At 73.4% G+C, this 20,431-nt stretch carries 12 protein-coding genes; 10 read left to right on the forward strand and 2 right to left on the reverse strand.

What is annotated here, in order from left to right; translation table 11 throughout:
* Window positions 1-548: hypothetical protein (locus tag ACFWGZ_RS18285; protein ID WP_382452702.1), on the reverse strand; the 548-nt coding region annotated here is incomplete at its 3' end.
* A 55-nt stretch (window positions 549-603) separates the two neighbouring features.
* On the opposite strand from ACFWGZ_RS18285, the gene ACFWGZ_RS18290 reads away from it, so the two are divergent.
* The 10 genes from ACFWGZ_RS18290 (at window position 604) to ACFWGZ_RS18335 (ending at window position 17,995) form a co-directional block, all read left to right on the forward strand.
* Window positions 604-1,356, forward strand: a complete 753-nt coding sequence (locus ACFWGZ_RS18290; RefSeq protein WP_382452703.1) for a nuclear transport factor 2 family protein — start codon at window positions 604-606, stop codon at window positions 1,354-1,356.
* A gap of 3 nt (window positions 1,357-1,359) precedes the next feature.
* Window positions 1,360-2,160: a protein-ADP-ribose hydrolase gene (locus ACFWGZ_RS18295; protein WP_382452704.1), complete on the forward strand. Its 801-nt coding sequence runs from the start codon at window positions 1,360-1,362 to the stop codon at window positions 2,158-2,160.
* Window positions 2,157-2,957, forward strand: a complete 801-nt coding sequence (locus ACFWGZ_RS18300; protein ID WP_382452705.1) for a hypothetical protein — start codon at window positions 2,157-2,159, stop codon at window positions 2,955-2,957. The genes ACFWGZ_RS18295 and ACFWGZ_RS18300 overlap by 4 nt, the downstream gene beginning before the upstream one ends.
* Window positions 2,958-3,161: 204 nt before the next feature.
* Window positions 3,162-9,662, forward strand: a complete 6,501-nt coding sequence (locus tag ACFWGZ_RS18305) for an SDR family oxidoreductase (protein ID WP_382452706.1) — start codon at window positions 3,162-3,164, stop codon at window positions 9,660-9,662.
* Entirely contained in the window at window positions 9,650-13,339 is a 3,690-nt protein-coding gene (locus ACFWGZ_RS18310; RefSeq protein WP_382452707.1) for a beta-ketoacyl synthase N-terminal-like domain-containing protein, read from the forward strand. Before ACFWGZ_RS18305 ends, ACFWGZ_RS18310 begins: the two co-directional genes overlap by 13 nt.
* Window positions 13,339-13,599: an acyl carrier protein gene (locus ACFWGZ_RS18315; RefSeq protein ID WP_382452708.1), complete on the forward strand. Its 261-nt coding sequence runs from the start codon at window positions 13,339-13,341 to the stop codon at window positions 13,597-13,599. Before ACFWGZ_RS18310 ends, ACFWGZ_RS18315 begins: the two co-directional genes overlap by 1 nt.
* A complete protein-coding gene (locus tag ACFWGZ_RS18320; RefSeq protein WP_382452709.1) occupies window positions 13,592-14,362 on the forward strand; it encodes an alpha/beta fold hydrolase in 771 nt (256 codons plus the stop codon). Before ACFWGZ_RS18315 ends, ACFWGZ_RS18320 begins: the two co-directional genes overlap by 8 nt.
* Window positions 14,359-15,486 carry a glycosyltransferase gene (locus ACFWGZ_RS18325; protein WP_382452710.1) on the forward strand — a complete coding sequence of 376 codons (1,128 nt, stop codon included), beginning with the start codon at window positions 14,359-14,361 and terminating at the stop codon, window positions 15,484-15,486. The genes ACFWGZ_RS18320 and ACFWGZ_RS18325 overlap by 4 nt, the downstream gene beginning before the upstream one ends.
* Window positions 15,483-17,225: a class I SAM-dependent methyltransferase gene (locus ACFWGZ_RS18330; protein ID WP_382452711.1), complete on the forward strand. Its 1,743-nt coding sequence runs from the start codon at window positions 15,483-15,485 to the stop codon at window positions 17,223-17,225. Before ACFWGZ_RS18325 ends, ACFWGZ_RS18330 begins: the two co-directional genes overlap by 4 nt.
* A complete protein-coding gene (locus ACFWGZ_RS18335; protein ID WP_382452712.1) occupies window positions 17,222-17,995 on the forward strand; it encodes a hypothetical protein in 774 nt (257 codons plus the stop codon). The genes ACFWGZ_RS18330 and ACFWGZ_RS18335 overlap by 4 nt, the downstream gene beginning before the upstream one ends.
* On the opposite strand, the gene ACFWGZ_RS18340 is transcribed toward ACFWGZ_RS18335, so the two are convergent.
* On the reverse strand, window positions 17,973-20,213 hold the full coding sequence (locus ACFWGZ_RS18340; protein WP_382452713.1) for a glycoside hydrolase family 3 N-terminal domain-containing protein: 2,241 nt from the start codon (window positions 20,211-20,213) through the stop codon (window positions 17,973-17,975). The two genes, ACFWGZ_RS18335 and ACFWGZ_RS18340, sit on opposite strands and share 23 nt — an antisense overlap.
* Window positions 20,214-20,431: the final 218 nt, after the last annotated feature.

Here is a 20,431-nt window from a genome sequence, read left to right on the forward strand (position 1 = left end):
CGTTCCAGCTCCTGCTGGAAGCGGTGGAACCGCTCGTCGGCGTGCGCGGGCGCGTCGCCGGGCAGGCGGGCGACGCGCAGCAGCAGGGCGCCCAGCAGCTGCCGGAGCAGGTCCACCGGCTCGTTCGTCAGCAGGTTGCGGTGGTACTCGTGCCGGAGCTCCCGCACGGCGCGGGCGAAGACCGCCCGGTCGGCCTCCGGCACGGCGTGGCGGACCGGGCCGAACGGGTCGAGCCGCCGGTTCGGGAACGCCGGGGTGAAGAGCACCAGGAACGCTTCCGCGGCACCGGCCGGGAGGCGGAGCACCCGGCCGGGACCGACGTGCAGCAGCGTGCCCGGCCCGCACCGATGGTCCACGAAATCGACCATGACCTCCGCGTCGCCGGACGTGACGAGGAACAGCTGGTGGAAGTCGGTCCGGTGGACCTTCGCCAGCGTGTCCGCGGTGAGCCGGCGGCGGAGCACGGCGAGGTCGAGCACCTCGAGACCCAGCTCGCCGCGATCGGGGTTGCTGAACCCGAACCGCGCGACCTGTCCACTTCTGACCATGGTGAGGCGTGATCCTACCTCGTTCGCGGCGTCGTGACGCGACATCGTGGAACCCATGAACAACAAGGAACTCGTCCTCAAGGCCACCGGTGAGCTCTTCGGCGACCGCGACCCCTCCGCCGTGGACCGCTGGGTCGCGCCGGACTACCGGCAGCACAGCTCGCTCGCCGCCGACGGGCCCGAGGCGCTGCGCGGCCTCGTCTCGACCCTGCCGGAGGGCTTCCGCTACGAACCGGCCCGCGTCGTGGCCGACGGTGATCTCGTTGCGCTGCACGGCGTCTACCACGGCTTCGGGCCGCAGCCGCTCGTCGCGTTCGACCTCTTCCGGGTGCGGGACGGCAAGCTCGCCGAGCACTGGGACGCGCTCACGCCCGTGGTCGGGAAGACCGCGAGCGGACGGTCCCAGACGGACGGGCAGGCCGAGCCCTCGGGTGCGGACACGGAGCGGAACCGCGCTCTGGTGCTGGAGTTCGCGCAGCGGGTCCTCCAGGACGCCGACTACTCGGTCCTGACCGACTACATCTCCACCGAGACCTACCTCCAGCACAACCCGGACGCCGCCGACGGCCTGGACGGGTTCGGCGCCGCGGCCGCCCGGTGGGCCGCGGAGGGCAGGAACCTCGTCTACAAGACCGTCCACAACGCCGTGGCGGAGGGCGACCTCGTGCTGCTGCAGTCGGAGGGGGAGTTCGGCGAGCCGGTGGCGTACTGGGACCTGTTCCGCGTGGACGGGGGCAGGATCGTCGAGCACTGGGACGTCATCGCGCCCATCCCCGCGGACCTGCCGCACGCCAACGGGGTGTTCTGAGCCGTGCGAACCGAACCGTTGCCGCCGCCCGGCCCCGCGCAGGACCCCGGCGCGCTGACCGCCCTGGCCCTGCGGCTGCTCGGCGACGACCCGTGGACGCCGGAGTTCCCCGTTCCCGGGGACGCCGCCGCACGGCGGCGGGTGCTGCGCGCCGTGCTGAACGTCCGCGGGCCCGCGCCGATGGACCCCGGACTCCTCGGGGTGCTCGACGCGGTGCTGGACGGCGAGCGGCGGCAACGGCCGGTCACCGACGTCTCGGAGTTGCCCGCGCCCGTCTCGGTGTGGCACGGCGACATCACGCGGCTGGCGGCCGACGCGGTCGTCAACGCCGCCAACGACGCCCTGCTGGGCTGCTTCCAGCCCCTGCACGACTGCGTCGACAACGCGATCCACTCCGCCGCCGGGCCGCGGCTGCGGGAGGAGTGCCACCGGATCATGTCGGCGCGGGGGAGGCCGGAACCCACCGGGACGGCGACGCTCACCCCCGGCTACCACCTGCCCGCGCCGTTCGTGCTGCACACGGTCGGCCCGATCGTCCGCGGGCCGCTCTCGGCGGGCCACGAGGCCGCGCTCGCCCGCTCGTACCGGGCGTGCCTGGACCTGGCCGCCGAGGTCCCGCGGATCCGCTCGGTGGCGTTCTGCGGCATCGGCACGGGCGTCTTCGGGTTCCCGAAGGGCCCGGCGGCGCGGATCGCCGTCGCCACCGTCCGGGACTGGCTGGCCGCGCGGCCCGGCCGCCTGGACCGGGTGGTGTTCGTGGCCTTCACGGCCGAGGACCTCGAGTTCTACCGGGAGTTGCGGTGACGTTCGAACGCTGGCTCGACGAGGCGGACCGGGTGCTGGTCGCCGCGGGCGCGGGGCTGTCCGCGGCCGCCGGGTACGACTACTCGGACACCGAGCGGTTCGCGGAGCTGTTCCCCGCCCTGCACCGGCGCGGTCTGCGGGCGAGGTACCAGCTCATCGGACTGCCGCTGCCGCCCGCGTTGCTGTGGGGTTACTGGTCCGTGCACGTCGACGACATCCGGTTCGGGGAGGAACCGAACCCGGTCTACGCGCGCCTGCGGGAGCGGGTCGGCCCGCGGGACCACTTCGTCCTGACGTCCAACGTGGACGGTCTGTTCGCCCGCAACGGGTTCGCGGAGGAGCGCGTGTGGACGCCGCAGGGCGACTACGGCCGCTACCAGTGCGAGACGCCGTGCACGCGGGAGACGTGGCCGAGCAGGCCGGTCGTCGAGGCCGCGCTCGCCGCCTGCGACGCCGCGACGGGGGAGACCTCGGCGGTGCCGTCGTGCCCGCGGTGCGGCGGGCCGGTGTTCCTCAACGTGCACAAGGGACCCGAGTACGTGCCCGACCACCACCTGCCGGCCGGGCGGCGCCTGCGGGACTGGCTGGACGACTCCGCGGGCAAGGGCCTGCTGGCGATCGAGATCGGCGCCGGGTGGAGCACGCCGGGGGTGGTCCGCCGGCCGGTCGAGCAGATCGTGCGCGCACTGCCCGGGGCGCGGCTCGTGCGGGTCAACCGCGACCACGCCGAGGTGCCCGGTGATCTCGCCGGGAGGGCGCTCGCGCTCCGCGCCGGAGTCGCGGACGTGATCGCCTGAAGCCATAGCACATCGCGCCATCCGCGAACCGGCGTAATGGCCCCCGCCATCTGGGGTCATTCGTCAGGTTACGTAGATGAGAAAGTTTCACTACCCCTCTCGACGGCACCTCCGATCTGTGCGTACGGTGACCAAGCACTAACCGTACCGGCCAGTAGGAACCCGAGCTGAATTCCTTTCTCCCCACCCCTGCAGGGTGAGGAAGTGAGCGCAGTGGACATGCCGTCGGATCGTGAACGGGTGCTGTGCCTGAGCCCCTTCAGCACCCCCAACCCGGCCCTCGTGGTCGCGGCCGGACGGGCGGGCGCACTCGGTGTGCTCGACCTCGGGCCGAACGCCGCCGCCGACCTCGCCCGCGTCACCGCGCGGTACCCGCGCGCGTTCGGGGTGCGGCTGCACGGGCCGGTGACCGGTGCCCTGCCCGACGCCGTCGACACCGTCGTGGCCGATCTCGCCCGGTACGTCCCCAACCCTGCTGAGCTGGGTGAACGCCGGGTTCTCGCGGTGGTCACCTCGGTGGCGGAGGCCGTTGCGGCGATCGAGTGGGGTGCGGCGGGACTGATCGCGAAGGGTGCCGAGTCCGGCGGCCGAGCGGGTGGGTCGCCCGCGTTCGTGCTGCTCCAGCAGGTGCTCGCGCTCACCGATCTGCCGGTCTGGGCGGCCGGGTCGATCGGCCCCGACACCGCGGCGGCGGCGGTCGCCGGCGGTGCGCGCGGGGTGGTGCTGGAAGGGCAGCTCGCACTCGTCGCGGAAGCGCGAAAACATATTTCCGGCGAATTTGTCAACATCGTCGAGGCGATGGACGGGGCCGACACCGTCGTGTATGACGGGAAGCGCGTACATGTCCGGCAGAACGCGCTGGAAATTGGCCAAGAAGGTGCGTTCGCCGAATTGAACCGCAGCTCGTTCGGCACGGTCGGCGGTGTCGTCACCGCGATTCGGCGGGGCATTCGGGACAATCTCACCCTGGCGGGTGAGCACCGTTCGATCCGGGCCGGCGGGCCGTTCTGCGAGGCCGTTCCCGGATTGCGCTACCCGATCGCGCAGGGCCCGATGACGCGCGTCAGCGACCAGCCCGCGTTCGCCGCCGCGGTGGCCGGGGGAGGTGCGCTGCCGTTCCTCGCGCTCGCGCTGATGGAGGGCGACGCGGTCGAGGACCTGCTCACGCGGACCGCCGCGAAGCTCGGCGACCGGCCCTGGGGAGTCGGCCTGCTCGGCTTCGCCCCGCCGGAGCTGCGGGCGCGGCAGAAGGCGGCCGTGCTGGCGGTACGGCCCCGGTACGCGATCGTCGCCGGCGGCACGCCCGCGCAGGCGCGCGAACTGGAGGACGCGGGCATCGAGGCGTTCCTGCACGTCCCGTCGCCCGCGCTGCTGCGCCGCTTCCTCGACGAGGGCGCGCGCAAGTTCGTCTTCGAGGGCTCGGAGTGCGGCGGCCACACCGGCCCGCGCACCAGCTTCACGTTGTGGCAGCAGCAGATCGACGTCCTGCGGGGCCGGGAGGAGGGTGTCGTCGCGCTGTTCGCCGGCGGCGTCCACGACGCCCGGTCGGCCGCGATGATCTCCGCGATGACCGCACCGCTCGCGGCACGGGGCGCGGCCGTCGGCGTGCTCGTCGGCACCGCCTACCTGTTCACCGAGGAAGCCGTGGCGCACGGCGCGATCCAGCCGGTGTTCCAGCAGGTCGCCCTGGAGTGCGAGGACACGGCGCTGCTCGAGACCTCGCCCGGCCACGCCGTCCGCTGCGCCCGGACGTCCTACGTGGACACGTTCGAGCAGGCGCGGGCGGAGCTGACCGGGCTGTCGAAGCAGGAGCGCTGGGAACGCCTCGAACAGCTCAACCTGGGACGGCTGCGGCTCGCCAGCCGCGGTCTCGTGCGCGGCGAACGAGGACTGGAACCGGTCGGCGAGGACGACCAGCGCCGCGAGGGCATGTTCATGATCGGCCAGGTCGCGACCCTGCGGCACGAACGGACCACGATCGCCCGGCTGCACGAGGACATCGTGTCCGGCGTGCTGCCCGGCACCGGCGCGGACGCTGCCCGCACCGCACCGCTCGACGTCGCGATCGTCGGCATGGCGGCGATCATGCCGGGCGCCCGGGACGTCGCCGAGTTCTGGGCGAACGTGCTGGCGGGCACCGACTCCATCACCGAGGTCCCGCCGGAGCGCTGGTCGCCCGAGCGCTACGGCAGCCCCTACCGCTGGGGCGGGTTCCTGCCGCGCACGGAGTTCGACCCGCTGTCCTACGGCATCCCGCCCGCGTCACTCACCTCCGTCGAACCCGCGCAGCTGCTGGCGCTGGAGGTGTCCGCGCGGGCGTTGCGCGACGCCGGGTACGCGACGCGGGTGTTCGACCGCGAACGCACGTCGGTGATCTTCGGCGCGGAGGCCGGCGCCGACCTCGCGAACGCCTACACCGTGCGGACCGCGTTGCCCGCGCTGGGCATCCGCGGCCTCGACGACCACCTGCCGGCGCTGACCGAGGACTCGTTCCCCGGCGTGCTCGGCAACGTGATCGCGGGCCGCGTCGCGAACCGGCTCGACCTCGGCGGCGCGAACTACACCGTCGACGCGGCCTGCGCGTCCAGCCTCGCCGCGCTCGACGTGGCGTGCAAGGAGCTCGTCGGCGGCACCAGCGACATGGTCCTGTGCGGCGCGGTCGACCTGCACAACAGCGCGCACGACTACCAGATGTTCGCCTCGGTGAAGGCGTTGTCCGCCCGGGGCCGCTGCGCGACGTTCGACTCGGGCGCGGACGGCATCGCGCTGGGCGAGGGCGTCGCGGCCGTGGTGCTCAAGCGCCTCGCCGACGCCGAACGCGACGGCGACCGGGTCTACGCGGTGATCAAGGGCATCGGCGCGTCCAGCGACGGCCGCTCGCGCGGTCTCACCGCACCTCGACCGGAAGGCCAGCAACGGGCGTTGCGCCGCGCCTACGCCGCGGCGGGCGTGGACGTCGCGGACGTCGGGCTGGTCGAGGCGCACGGCACGGGAACCGTGGTGGGCGACCGGACCGAGCTCGCGTCGCTGACCGAGATGTTCTCCGGCGTCGAGCCCGGCACCTGCACGATCGGCTCGGTCAAGTCGCAGATCGGCCACACCAAGTGCGCGGCCGGTCTCGCGGGCGTTATCAAGGCGGCGCTCGCCGTCCACACGGGTGTGCGGCCCGGCACGCTGCACATCACCCGGCCCAACGCCTTCTGGGACGCGGGCACCAGCCCGTTCTCGTTCGGCCACCGCACGTGGGCGAGCCCGAACCGGGTCGCGGGCGTGAGCGCGTTCGGGTTCGGCGGCACGAACTTCCACACGGTGCTCGCCGGCTACACCGGAGCGGACGGGCCGCGCCACGGCCTGACCGTGTGGCCCGCCGAGCTGTTCCTGCTCCGCGGGGCCGACCAGGCGGCGGCCCAGCGGGAAGCGGTGCGGCTGAAGGCACTGGCCGATCCGCGGGTGCCGTTGCGGTCACTCGCGGCGGCGTGCGGCGGCGGACCGGTCCAGGCGGCGTTCGTCGTCGGCTCGCACGAGAGCCTGCTCCGGGCACTGGCGGACGTCGAGGCGTGGCGCGAGTCGGACGTCGTGCGGCTGCGCGGCGGGGAACGGCCGAAGGTCGCGTTCCTCTACCCCGGCCAGGGCAGCCAGCGGCCCGGCATGCTGCTCGACCTCGTCACGGCCTTCCCGCGGCTGCAGGACTTCGTGGACCCGCGCTACGAGCGGGTCATGTACCCGCCGGCCGCGCTCACCGCCGACGACGTGGCCCGGCAGCGCGCGGAGATCACCGACACCCGCAACGCCCAGCCGGCGCTCGGAATCGCCGGGCTGGTGGTCACCGCGCTGCTCGACTCCGTCGGCGTGCGGCCGGACCTGGCGGGCGGGCACAGCTACGGCGAACTGGTGGCGCTGGCGGCGTCCGGTGCCTTCGGACCCGCCGAGCTGCTGGAGCTGAGCGCCGCGCGGGCCGCGGCGATGCTCGACGCCGCAGGCGACGACCCCGGCACGATGGCGGCCGTCTCGGCACCCGTGGCCGCGGTCGAGGCCTTGCTGCCGGCGGACGTCGTGGTGGCCAACCACAACGCGCCCGACCAGGTCGTGATCTCCGGTCCCACCCCTGCCGTGCACCGCGCCGTCGAGGTGCTGGAGGACGCCGGACTGCCGGTGAAGACCATCCCCGTCGCCGCCGCGTTCCACAGCCCGCTGATGGCCGGCGCCCGCGACCGGTTCGCGGCCCGGCTCGCCGCGATGTCCCTGGGAGAACCGGCTTTCCCGGTCTGGTCGAACGTGTCGGCCGCACCGCACGAGGACGTCCGCGAGGGACTGGCCGCGCAGCTCGCCGGACGGGTGCGGTTCGTCGACCAGGTCGAGTCGATGTACGCGGCGGGCGCGCGGATCTTCGTCGAGACGGGACCGGGCGGCGTGCTGACGTCACTGGTCGGCAAGACCCTCGGCGACCGGCCGCACCGGGCGTTGCGCTGCGACGACCACGTGACGTTCCTGCGCACGCTCGCGGAGCTCGCGGCCGCCGGTGTCGAGGTGGACACCGCACCGCTGTTCGAGGACAGGGCCGACCCGGCGACGACCGTTCCGGCGCGGCCGCGCTGGTACGTGGATGGAGGTCTCGTGCGGGACGCGAACGGCGACGCACTGCCCGGCGGGCTCCGGCCCGCGACCGAGTTCCCGGCCCTGCGCGCGGGAACGGGCCTCGGACGCGACGAGATCGTCGAGAAGTTCCTGGACGGCATGCGCGACGCGGTCAGCGCCCAGCGCGACGTCCTGCTGAGCTACCTCGGCACCGCGCCCGCCACGCCACCCGCGCCGGTCACCACCGTGATCGAGCAGACCGCCGTCGTGGTGCCCGCGGCGAAGCCGCAGGAGGACGTCGGGGCGGTGGTGCTGCGGACCATCAGCGCCCGCACCGGGTACCCGGTCGAGATGCTGCTGCCGGGCCTGGACCTGGAAGCGGACCTGTCGATCGACTCGATCAAGCGGACCGAGATCGTCGGCGAGCTGGTCGCGGAGCTGGGCGCGGCGGGATCGGTGGACGAGCTGGCGCAGCTCAAGACGATCGAGGGCATCGTCGGCTGGTTCGGCACCTCCGCGCCGGCCGCCACCCCGGCGAGGGACGTGCGGGCGGTGGTGCTGCGGACCATCAGCGCCCGCACCGGGTACCCGGCGGAGATGCTGCTGCCGGGCCTGGACCTGGAAGCGGACCTGTCGATCGACTCGATCAAGCGGACCGAGATCGTCGGCGAGCTGGCGGCGGAGCTGGGCGCGGCGGGCTCCGTCGACGACCTCGCGCAGCTCAAGACGATCGACGGGATCGTGGCCTGGTTCGGGGACGCGCCCGAGGCTCCCGCACCGCCCGCGCCGCAGGCCCCGCAGGGCGGCCGCCTGGTCCGGCTCGTGCCGCGGGTGGTCCCCGCCGACCCGGCCCCGCCCGTCGACCTCACCGGCAGGACCGTGCTGGTCGTCGACGACAACGGCATCGGCCTGGAGCTCGCCGACCTCCTCGAACGCCACACCGCCCGCCCGCGCGTCGAGCCGTCGTTCCCCGCCGACCTGACCGGCGTCGACGTCGTCGTCCGGCTCGGCGCCCGGCTGCCCGCCGCATTCAGCGAGGTCAAGGCCTGCGTCACCGCCGGCGTCGCGCTCGTCGTCGTCACCACCGGCGGCGGCACGTTCGGCTTCGACCACCAGCCCGACGAGCTGCCCGGGGACATCGGGCTGCACGGCCTGGTCCGCACGGCCGCGCTGGAGCACCCGGACCTGGTGGTGCGCGCGGTCGACGTCGACACCAAGGAGAGCCACCGCGACATCGCCACGTCGCTGCTCGCGGAGATCGGTCCCGGACCGGCGGTCGTCGGCTACCACGCCGGCAGGCGCCAGGTCGTCGAGGCGGTCCCGGCCGGCCTCGAAGACCGGCCGCTCGCCCTGGACGCCGACAGCGTCGTGCTGCTGACCGGCGGCGCGCGGGGCATCACGGCCCTCGCGGCGGTGGCGCTCGCCGAGCGCACCGGATGTCACGTCGAGCTCATCGGCCGCACGCCGATCGCTCCCGAGGACCACCGGCTCGGCCACGCCACCACCGAACCCGAGCTCGTGAAGGCGCTGTTCGAGCTGGGGGAGAAGGACGACGTCCCCGCCAGGGCCCGCCGGGTCCTCGCCGAGCGCGAGGTCCGCCAGACCATGCAACGCCTGCGCGCCAAGGCTTCCTCGGTGCGCTACCACGAGTGCGACGTCACGGACGCCGAGGCGGTCGCCGGGGTCGTCGACGACGTCAAGGCGCGGTTCGGGCGCATCGACGTCGTGGTCCACGGCGCGGGAGTGCTCGACGACAAGCTGATCGAGGCCAAGACGCAGGAGTCGTTCGACCGGGTGTGGGCGACGAAGGTCGAGGGCGCCCAGGCCTTCCGCGACGGCGTCCTGGTGCTGTTCGGCAGCGTCAGCGGCGTCTTCGGCAACCGCGGGCAGGCCGACTACTCCGCCGCCAACGACGCGCTGGACCGGATGGCCCGGTACTGGGGCGGGCAGCGCCGGGTCGTCGCCGTCGACTGGGGCCCCTGGGCGGGCGTGGGCATGGCCGCCGGGCTCGCCGCCGAGTACGCGCGGCGCGGAATCCCGCTGATCGAGCCCGAGCAGGGCGTGGCCGCGCTGCTGAACGAGATCGCCGCCGGTGAGGACGTGCAGGTGGTCTACCGATGGGAGGCGTAGCGATCGTCGGGATCGGCGCCGTCTTCCCCGGTGCCCCCGACGCGACCACGTTCTGGCGCAACATCGCGGGCGGTGTCGACGCCATCGGCCAGATCCCGCCCGGCCGGTGGGACCCGGCGACCTACTACGACCCGGGCAGCACGAGCGGCGACCGGTTCTACTGCCGGCGCGGCGGGTTCGTCGACGAGCTGGCCGAGTTCGACCCGACCCGGTTCGGCATCATGCCGTCCACGGTGGACGGCGCGGAGCCCGACCAGCTACTCGCCCTCGCCACGGCCGCGGAGGCCATCGCGGACGCGGGCGGCGAAGGCGCCCTGCCGGCCGGGGACCGCGTCGGCGTGGTCGTCGGGCGCGGTGGCTACCTCACGCCGGGGTGCGCGCGGCTCGACCAGCGGGTGCGGCTCGCGGACGAGGTCGTGTCCGTGGTGCGCGACCTGTTCCCGGCCCTCGCGGGCACGGACCTCGACACCGTCCGGCAGGCGATCAAGGACAAGCTCGGTCCGGAACAGCCGGAGGCGTCGATCGGGCTCGTGCCCAACCTGGCCGCGTCGCGGATCGCCAACCGGTTCGACCTGAGGGGCACCGCCTACACCGTCGACGCGGCCTGCGCGTCCGGGCTGGTCGCCGTCGAGCACGCCGTCCGCGAGCTCCAGGAGGGCCGCGCGGACGCCATGCTCGCCGGTGCGGTGCACGTGTGCCACCACCCGACGCTGTGGAGCGTCTTCACGCAGCTGCGGGCGCTGAGCCCGAGCGAGCACATCCGGCCGTTCGACGCCTCCGCCGACGGCACCCTGCTGTCCGAGGGCGTCGGCATGGTCGTGCTGAAGCGCCTGGAGGACGTCGGCGACGAACGCGTCTACGCCGTGATCCGCGGCATCGGCACCGCGAGCGACGGCCGCGCGACCAGCATGATGACGCCCAACCCCGACGGCCAGCTCCTCGCCGTGCACCGGGCCTGGGCGAGCGCCGGGCTGGACCCGCTCACCGAGGGGCCCGGCCTGGTCGAGGCGCACGGCACGGCGACGCCCGCCGGGGACGCGGCCGAGCTGCGGACGATGATCTCCGCGTTCGGCGCGGCCGGGGACGAGATCGGCATCGGCACGGTGAAGTCGATGATCGGCCACGCGATGCCCGCCGCCGGGATGGCCGGCCTGATCAAGGCCGCGCTCGCGTTGCACCACAACACCCTGCCGCCGACCCTGCACGTCGCCGAGCCGCACCCGGCGTTGCGCGGCACCCGGTTCGCGCCGGTGACGGCCGCCCGCGAGTGGACCGGGCGCCACCGCGCCGTCGTGAACGCCTTCGGGTTCGGCGGGATCAACGCCCACGCCGTGCTCGACGGCCACACGATCGCCCAGCCGCGCAAGCCCGTGCTGACCTTCTCCGCCGACACCGCCGAGGAACTCGCGGCGGCGCTGCGGGAACGCCGGACCTCCAGCGCCGACCGCGCGTTCCGGCTCGCGATCGGCAGCCCCGACGACCGCAAGCTCCGGCTCGCCGAACGCGTGCTGGCGCAGGGCAAGGCGTGGCCCGGCCGGCACGACATCTGGTTCTCCCCGCAACCGCTGCTGACCGGCACCGACCAGGTCGTGTTCCTGTTCCCCGGCTTCGAGCGCGAGTTCACCGGCGAGGTCGTCGACCACGCCGTGCGGCTGCTGCAGGACGGCCGCCGCGAGGCCCGCGAGCTGATGGCGCTCGGCATCACCCCCGGCGCGCTCGCCGGGCACAGCATGGGCGAATGGACCGCGATGGTCGCCGGCGGCATCTACCCGACGATCGACGAGTTCGTCGCCGCCCTCGGTCCGGGCGCGGTCGCGGTCGTCGACATCGCCTACGCCGCACTGGGGTGCTCCGCCGGCAAGGCTTCGGAGCACCTCGTCGACGGCGTGACGGTCAGCCACGACAACTGCCCGCACCAGTCGGTGATCTGCGGGCCGCTCGACCGGCTCGAAGAGGTCGTCGGCAAGCTCAAGGCCCACGGCGTCATGGCGCAGCTCATGCCGTTCCGCACCGGCTTCCACACCCCGGCGCTCGCCCCGTACCTGGGCCGTGCCAGGGAGCTGCTCGACCAGTTGCCCGTCCGCGCCCCGGACATCCCGGTCTGGTCGGCCAACTCCCTCGAACCCATGGCCGCCGCCGAGGTCCGCGACCTGGTGCTGCGGCACCTGGTCGAGCCGGTGCGGTTCCGGCCGCTGCTGGAACGCCTGCACGACGAGGGTTTCCGCGCGTTCGTCCAGATCGGACGGGGCAGCCTCACGGGGTTCGCCGGCGACACGCTGTCCGGCCGCCCGCACCTCGCCGTGAGCTCGGACATCGCGCCGGAGGCGCTGTGGGCGTTCGGGCTCAAGCGCGGCACGGCCCACCGCGTCAAGCTCCGGCTGGGCACGCCGAAGGTCGGGGTGGAGCCCCTGAACAACGCGCCCGCGTCCACGCCGGTGGCCGAGGACGGGCCGATGTCGGCGGCGGTGAACAGGCTGCTGGCCCACACGAACGCCGTCGCGCGCGAGGTGGTGGGGGCCGCGAGGCTGGGCGGGGGCGTGCGCAGGGCCGAGGACGTCGAGTTCACCCGCGAGTTCTCGTTGCGCACCATGCCCGAGCTCGTCGACCACTCGGTGTTCCCGCAACCGCCCGGCTGGCCCGACCTGGAGGACGGCTTCCCGATCGTCCCCGCCACCGGCCTGCTCGAGGTCTTCGCCGACGCCGCCCGCCGGCTCACCGGCGGCACGGTCCACGGCTTCGCCCGGGTCAGGGCCAAGCGCTGGCTCACCGCGCTGCCCGCGACCACCGCGACGATCTCCGCCCGCAGGCAGGGGCAGGACGTGGTCGTCGAGGTCGGCGACTACGCCGAGGGCGTCGTCCTGATGACGCCGCACGCGCTTCGCCCGTCCGGCGAGGAGCTCCAGGGCGTCCGCACACCACCCGTGTCGGCCGAAGAGCTCTACACGGACAACTGGATGTTCCACGGACCGGCTTTCGCGGGCGTCACGAAGATCGAGTGCCTGGCGGACAACGGGATCGCCGGCGTGCTGACGCCGCTGCCCGCGCCCGGAGCGTTGCTGGACAGCGCCGGTCAGCTCATCGGCCACTGGATGCAGGTCTGCCACACCGTCGACCAGACCGTGCTGCCGACCGGCATCGAGCGGGTGACGTTCCACGGGCCCGTGCCCACGGGGAACGTCCGCTGCACGGCCTGGATCCGCGAGGTGACCGCCCAGACGATGGTCGCCGACGCCGAACTGGTCGTGGACGGCGCGCTGTGGTGCCGGATCACCGGGTGGACCACCCGCCGGTTCACCACCGACGACCGGATCTGGCAGGTCAAGCTCAGGCCCGGCACGGAGATGCTGGCGGTGCGGCGGGACGGGTGGCTGCGGGTCGCGGAGAACTTCTCCGACAGCGCCACCCGCGACCTGATCATGCGCCGCTACCTGAACTCGGCCGAGCGCGAGCACTACGCCGGTCTCGACGTGCCCGCCCAGCGCGACTGGCTGCTGCGGGTGATCGCGGCGAAGGACGCGGTGCGCGCGTGGCTGTGGGACCGCGGCGCCGGGCCGGTGTACCCGGCGGAGCTGACCGCGGACGGGACCGGGAGGGTGCGCGGCGCCTTCGCCGTGCCGGGGGTCGAAGTCGTGTCGGAACGAGGCGGAGCCGCAGCCCGCGTGCGAACGGAGAACTGATGGACGAGGTGCTGCAGCAGGTGGCGAAGCTGATCACCGAGGTGGTCGGCGAGGACTTCCTGGCAGGTGTGGAGATCACCCGCGACACCACGTTCAGCGACGACCTGGGGCTCGAGTCGATCGAGTTCGTCGCGCTGGCGGACAAGCTCAACGCGCACTACGGCGTCGACCTCGTGGCGTTCCTCGCGGACATGGACATCGACGAGATCATGGCGATGTCCGTGGGCCGGCTCGTCGACCACATCACGGCCCGTGCCTGACGTCCACGCCCGAGGGCTGCGGTTCCACGTGCAGCGGCTCGGGCCACCGGAGAAGGCGCCGACCGTGGTCTTCGTGCACGGCCTGGTGATGGACAACCTGTCGAGCTTCTACTACACGCTCGCCGCGCCGCTGGCCCGGGCCGGCTACGGCACCGTGCTGTTCGACCTGCGCGGCCACGGCCTGTCCGAACGGCCGCCCTCCGGCTACACGCCCGAGGAGAGCGCGGACGACCTCGTCGCGGTGCTCGACGAGATCGGCGTGACCGAGCCGGTCTTCCTGCTGGGCAACAGCTACGGCGGTGTCGTCGCCATGCACGCGGCCGTGCAGGCACCCGAACGGGTCGGCGGCGTCGTGCTCGTCGAGTCGGCCGTCGGGGGAGTGGTCGGCGACGCGTGGTTCGAGGACATCACCAACACGCTCACGGTCGCCGCGCTGGGCCTGGAGTTCGACCGCACCCAGGACCAGCTGATGGCCCTGGGGCAGCGCAAGATCGCGAAACTCGCCGTGAACGCGCACGCGTTGCTCAACGGCACCACGCTGATCGACGACCTGGGCGCCGGCGCGAAGCTCGACCTCACCCAGGTGCGGTGCCCGGTGCTCGGCGTCTACGGCAGCGAGTCCGAGCTGATCGGCGCGGCGGCCGAACTGCGGGAACGCATCCCGTCGTGCCGCCTGCACGTCGTCAACGGCCTGGGGCACACCGTGCTGCGCGAAGCCACGGCCGAACTGCTCGACGTCCTGTTCGACTGGCTGCCCTCATGAGCCGGTTCCTGTTCGTGGTGCCGCCGCTGACCGGCCACGTCAACCCGACCACGTCCGTCGGCGGCGAGCTGCTGGCGCGCGGGCACGACGTCGCGTGGGTCGGCCACCCCGGCACGCTCGCCCCGCTGCTGCCCGACGGCGCGGTGGTCTTCCCGGCGATCGACGACGCGCTGGAGGCCGGCATCCGCGCGCAGCGGGAGCGGTGGCTCGCGCTGCGCGGGATGGCGGTGCTCAAGTTCTTCTGGGAGGAGTTCCTGCTCCCGCTCGGCCACTCGATGCTGCCCGGGGTCGCGGACGCCGTGCGGCTCTTCGCACCGGACGTGGTCGTGGCCGACCAGCAGGCGCTGGCGGGACCGGTGGTGGCGCGCGCGGCCGGACTGCCGTGGGCGACCTCGGCCAGCACGTCCGCCGAGCTGGTCGCTCCACTGAGGACGATGCCGAAGGTCGACGCGTGGGTGCGCGGCCTGCTGCACGACTTCGCGGGCGGCGACATCCGGTTCTCCGAGCTGCTCGTGCTCGTCTACAGCTCGAAGGCGCTGGTGCGCCGGGAGTTCGGCGACGAGGTGGCGTTCGTCGGGCCCGCGCTGACGCACCGGGTCGAACGGGTGGGCTTCCCGTGGGACCGGCTGACCGGGCAACGCCGCGTGCTCGTGTCGCTCGGCACCCTGAACGGCCCGGCGGGGGAGCGGTTCTTCGGCCAGGTGCTGGACGCGGTCACCGGCCTCGACCTCCAGGTGGTCGTGGTCGCGCCGCCCCGGCCGGCACCGCCGAACGTGCTGGTGCTGCCGTCGGTGCCGCAGCTCGCCCTGCTGCCGCACCTCGACGCGGTCGTCACGCACGGCGGCCACAACACCGTCTGCGAGGCGCTCGCGCACGGGCTGCCGCTGGTCGTGGCCCCGATCCGGGACGACCAGCCGACCGTGGCCGCCCAGGTCGTCGAGGCCGGCGCCGGTGTGCGGCTGACCTACTCGCGGGCGCGGGCGGCGGACATCCGCAGCGCCGTGAAGTCCGTGCTGGACGAGCCGGAGTACGCGGCCGCCGCCGGGCTGGTGCGGGACTCGTTCGTGGCGGCGGGCGGCGCGGCAGCCGCGGCCGACCGACTGGAGAAGGTGGTGGCCGGGTGATCATCGGCGTGATCGTGGTGCTCGTCGTCCTGCTGGACGTGCTGCGCCTGCGTTCCCGCGCGTCCAAGCTGCGCGTGCTCGCTCCCGGCGGGGGAGAGCACAAGCTCCTGAACGCCACGGGCGTGCATCCCGAGGGGTCGTGGGAGACCGACGCGGACCTCGTCGACCTCGTGCCGCGCGACCTCCCGACGGTCGCCGCGCTCGACCTGCTCGGGTCCGTCGACCCCGGGAAGTACCGCGACGACCAGTGGGCGCGCGGCATCAGCGCCTCGCAGGCCGTGCTGGTGCGCGACGAGTACGCCGAGGAGTTCGACGCCGACGACCCCACCGAGTTCGTCGCGTTCGTCCGGCGGGTCAAGGACCACGTGAAGGCACGGGTCGACATCGCGGTCGCGCCGGGCCTGACGGCCGGGCCGCACGACCTCGGCTACCGCGCGGCGACGTTGCGGCAGCTGGGGAAGCGGCCGTCGCTGTGGATCGCGGGCTCGGTCATCGGCTACGCGGCGGTCGTGGCCGCGCTGGTCGTCGACTGGCGGTGGGGACTCGTCGCGCTCGCCGCGTACTGGGCGCACCCGCTGCTGGTCTTCGCGGGAACACCGCTGTGGCCGCGCGACCTGTGGGTGCCGCGCTTCGTCCGCACGCCGTACCTGTGGGTCAAGACGGCCGGGGGCGAGAAGTCCGCGGCGGAGAAGCGCCAGGCCGAACACCTGAAGCAGGCCTGGCCCTGGTACGAGGAGAACCGCGACCGGAACTTCCACGAGGCGCGGCGCGACACGTGCCCGTCGTGCGGCAGCCGGGACCTCCGGCTCTGGGTGACCGCGCACGACCTGGTGCAGCGCAAGCCCGGCACGTTCACGATGGACCGGTGTGTCCGATGTGGACACGTCTGGCAGAACCCGCGGCTGTCCGAGGAAGGCCTCGGCTTCTACTACCGCGACTTCTACGACGGCCTCGGCGAGACCTCGGCGGAGGCGGTGTTCTCCGGCAAGACCGAGCCGTACTACGGCCGGGCGCGGATGGTCGAGCCGTTCACGACACCCGCGCGGTGGCTCGACGTCGGCTCCGGGCACGCGCACTTCTGCCTGGGCGCCAAGGAGGTGCTGCCGCAGACGCGGTTCGACGGGCTGGACCAGGGCGCGGCCATCGAGGAGGCGGCGCGGCTCGGCCGGATCGAGCAGTCGTACCGGGGCAGCTTCAAGGACTTCGCCGGTGAGCTCAAGGGCCGGTACGACGTGATCTCCATGCACCACTACCTGGAGCACGTGCGCGACCCTTGGGAGGAGCTCGACATCGTCGCGGACGTGCTGCCCGACGGTGGTTTTCTCCTGATCGAGCTGCCGGACCCGGAGTGGCGGCTCGGCAAGCTCTTCGGCCAGTACTGGATGCCGTGGTTCCAGCCGCAGCACCAGCACATGATGCCGATCGGCAACCTGCGGGACGCGCTCGCCGACCGCGGCCTGACCACGGTCGCCACCGAACGCGCGGAAGCCCACCTGTGCAACGACTTCACGCTCGCGCTGCTGCTGTTCCTCGGCAACGTCGCGCCGCGCACGCCCGCGCCGTGGCGGCCCGGACGCGTCCGCCTGCGCCGGACCCGCAGCTTCCTCGTGTGGTCGCTGGGCATCCCGGCGTTCTTCGTCGCACTGGGGCTCGACCAGACCGTGAACCGGTTCCTGGCCCGGCGCACCGGCAACGGCAACGCCTACCGGCTGCTGGCCCGCAAGGACACGGCCTCGTGACCGACCTCGCGGACCGGCCGGAGATCGCGCCGGAGCTCCGGCTGGTGCCGCACGCGTTCCGGCGCGCCTTCGGCCGCCCCGCCGAGGGCGTCTGGTACGCCCCCGGCGTGCTGAGCCTGCTGGGCGGCGCGGTGGAGGTGCCCGCCAGGTGGGGCGCGATCGTCGCGGGCGACCGGCGCGCCGACGGGAGGCTCGAGCTGGTGTCGGTGAACCGGCCGGCCGAACGCGCGCTGCTGCCCTCCGACGACGTCCCGGCGTGGGCGGAGGGGGTCGGCGTGACCGGGGGTGCGTCGCTGATGTGCAGCGTCGACCTGCCGCGGGGCAGCGGGTTGTCCGCCGCGCGGGCCCTGCGGACGGCCGTGGCACTGGCGGTGGCGGACCTCGCGGGCGAACCGGCCGAGACCCCCGAGCCCGTGGTCCCGGACCTGCCCGGCCAGCGGCTGCTGCTGGTCGACACGCGGATCCGGCGCCCGCAACCGCAGGAGGAACGGCCGTTCACCCCGCGCACCGAGGACCTCGGGGCGGCGCTCACGGCCTACCACCACGCCCAGGTCCCGGACCCCGAGCAGGACGCGGTCGTCCACGCGGCGCTGGCCGCGGGCGCGCGGGGAGCGAGCACGCTGGTGGACCCGCCGGGCAGGCCCGCGGTCGCGCTGGTCGACGCGGACCTGGTCCCGGCGGTGAAGAAGGCGATCACGAGAGCGGTGGAGGTCCCTCCCCGCTACCTCACGATCGTGCCCGGTCCCTTCAAGGCAGCGGCTTCACGGTGAACTCGGCCCGGCGCAGGTCCTTCGAGCTCGGCCCCACGAGCAGGACGAACTCGCCGGGTTCCACCACCCGGTGGCCGGCGGCGTCGACGATCGTGCAGGCGGAGACGGGCAGTTCGAGGTCGACCTTCACGGTCTCACCCGGCTGCACGTCGACCTGCGTGAACGTCTTGAGCTCCTTGTCCGCCCAGCTCACGGACGTGACGGCGTCGCTGACGTAGACCTGCACGGTCTCCCGCGACGGCCGCGAACCCGTGTTCGTGAGCGAGATGCACGCCTTGACGGTCTCGTCCGGGCGCAGCACGGCCGTCTCCACGAGCAGGTCGCCGTACTCGACGGTCGTGTACGACAGGCCCTCGCCGAACGCGAACGCCGGCTCCTGCGTCAGGTCGGCGTAGCGCGTGCCGTGCTGGCCGCGGATCTGGTTGTAGTACGTCGGCTGCTGGCCCGCGTGCGCCGCGAACGAGATCGGCAGGCGGCCGCTGGGCTCGACGAGCCCGTGCAGCACCTCGGCGATCGCCCGGCCGCCCTGCATGCCGGGGTTCGCGACCCACAGCAGCGCGGCGGCATCCCGGGCGGAGGCGGGCAGGACCAGCGGCTTCGACGCGAGCAGCACCACGACCAGCGGCGTGCCGGTCGCCGCGAGCGCGTCGAGCAGCGCGATCTGGCCGCCGATCAGGTCGAGCGTGGCGGTGGAGCGGCCCTCGCCGACCAGTTCGATCCGGTCGCCGACGACGGCCACCACGTAGTCGGCGTCCTCGGCGGCCGCGACGGCCTCGGCGATCAGGTCCGCGTCCGGCGCGCACGGCTTCACCACGGGCGGGCGCGGCTGGCCGTCCGGGAACGTGTCGCCCTCGGGGTCCGGCTCCAGCGTCAGGATGTCGGCGCCGCGGGCGTAGGTGACCTCCTGCGACGACAGCTCGCGCAGGCCGTCGAGGACGGTGGTGATCATCTCGCGGGGGTGGCCGGTGGGCAGCCAGTCGGCCTGGCCGGACGACCCCGCCCAGTCGCCGAGCTGCGTCTGCGCGTCGTCCGCGAGCGGGCCGACGACCGCGATCTTGCCCTTGGACCGCGCGAACGGCAGCACGCCGTCGTTGCGCAGCAGCACCAGCGACCGGCGCGCGACCTGCAGGTTCAGCGCCACGTGGTCGTCGTGGTTGATCATCGTGCGCTGCCGCTCGGCGTCGGGCCTGCGCGGGTTCTCGAACAGGCCGAGGTCGAACTTGAGCGTGAGGATGCGGGTGACGGCGCGGTCGAGGTCCGACTCCGCGAGCAGCCCCTCCTCGACGGCCTGCAGCGCTCCCTCGAAGAACTGCGGGGTCGTCATGATCATGTCGTTGCCGGCCTTCACCGCGGCCGCGGCGGCGTGCGCGTAGTCGGGCTGCAGCTTCTGCTCCCAGACCATGCGGCCGACGTTGTCCCAGTCGGTGATGAGCGTGCCCTGGTAGCCCCACTCGCCGCGCAGCACCTCGTCGAGCAGCCACGAGTTGACGGTGATCGGCACGCCGTCGGTGGTCTGGTAGCCGAGCATGAACGTGGCGCAGCCCGCGCGGGCGACCCGCTCGAACGGCGGCAGGAACCACGACCGCAGCTTGCGCCGCGACAGGTCGGCCTCGCTCGCGTCCCGGCCGCCCTGGGTCTCGGAGTAGCCGGCGAAGTGCTTCGCGGTGGCGAGGATGGCCGTCTCGTCGGACAGGCCGTCGCCCTGGTAGCCGCGGACCATCGCGGCCGACAGCTCGCCGATCAGCACGGGGTCCTCGCCGAAGGTCTCGTCGACCCGGCCCCAGCGCAGGTCCCGCGCGATGCACAGGACCGGGGAGAACGTCCAGTGCACGCCCGTGGCCGCCGCCTCGACCGCCGTGACGCGTGCGACCTGCTCGACGAGCTCCGGGTCCCAGGACGCGGCCATGCCCAGCTGCGTCGGGAAGATCGTCGCGCCCTCGTAGAACGAGTGGCCGTGGATGCAGTCCTCGGCGATGAGCAGCGGGACCCGCAGACGTGTACGGGTGGTGAGCTCCTGCGCGCGCAGCACCCGTTCCGGCGAGGTGTGCAGGATCGAGCCGACGTGCTTGCGCAGCACGTGGTCGTCCAGGTCCTCCCTCGAGTCCAGCTGCATCATCTGACCGACCTTCTCGGCCAGCGTCAGGCGGGCCAGGAGGTCGGCCACCCGCTCCGCGGTGGGCAGCGTGGCGTCGAGGTAGGGCACGTCGTCGCGATCCATGTGGTCTCCGAGAGGGCTCGTGCGGCGGCAGCGTCTATGGGAGCGCTCTCACAGTTGATACCTGAAACCGGTTCCGCGCGATACCGGTTTGGGGATTTCCGGTACAAACGAATCGGTCGAGACGCCGTTCCACCCTCGCGAACGCGACAAACCGACTACCTGGAGTGGCAGCCGGTTCCGGTGGGTGTCGCGGGTGTGACGTTTCGTCAGGAGCGGGT

Source organism: Lentzea sp. NPDC060358, from assembly GCF_042725365.1.
Classification (GTDB): Bacteria; Actinomycetota; Actinomycetes; order Mycobacteriales; family Pseudonocardiaceae; genus Lentzea.

Excerpts from the sequence above, each read along its gene's own strand:
- ACFWGZ_RS18290 (WP_382452703.1), top strand. The coding sequence starts at position 604 with ATGAACAACAAGGAACTCGTCCTCAAGGCCACCGGTGAGCTCTTCGGC.
- ACFWGZ_RS18310 (WP_382452707.1), top strand. The coding sequence starts at position 9,650 with ATGGGAGGCGTAGCGATCGTCGGGATCGGCGCCGTCTTCCCCGGTGCC.
- ACFWGZ_RS18315 (WP_382452708.1), top strand. The coding sequence starts at position 13,339 with ATGGACGAGGTGCTGCAGCAGGTGGCGAAGCTGATCACCGAGGTGGTC.
- ACFWGZ_RS18325 (WP_382452710.1), top strand. The coding sequence starts at position 14,359 with ATGAGCCGGTTCCTGTTCGTGGTGCCGCCGCTGACCGGCCACGTCAAC.
- ACFWGZ_RS18340 (WP_382452713.1), bottom strand. The coding sequence starts at position 20,213 with ATGGATCGCGACGACGTGCCCTACCTCGACGCCACGCTGCCCACCGCG.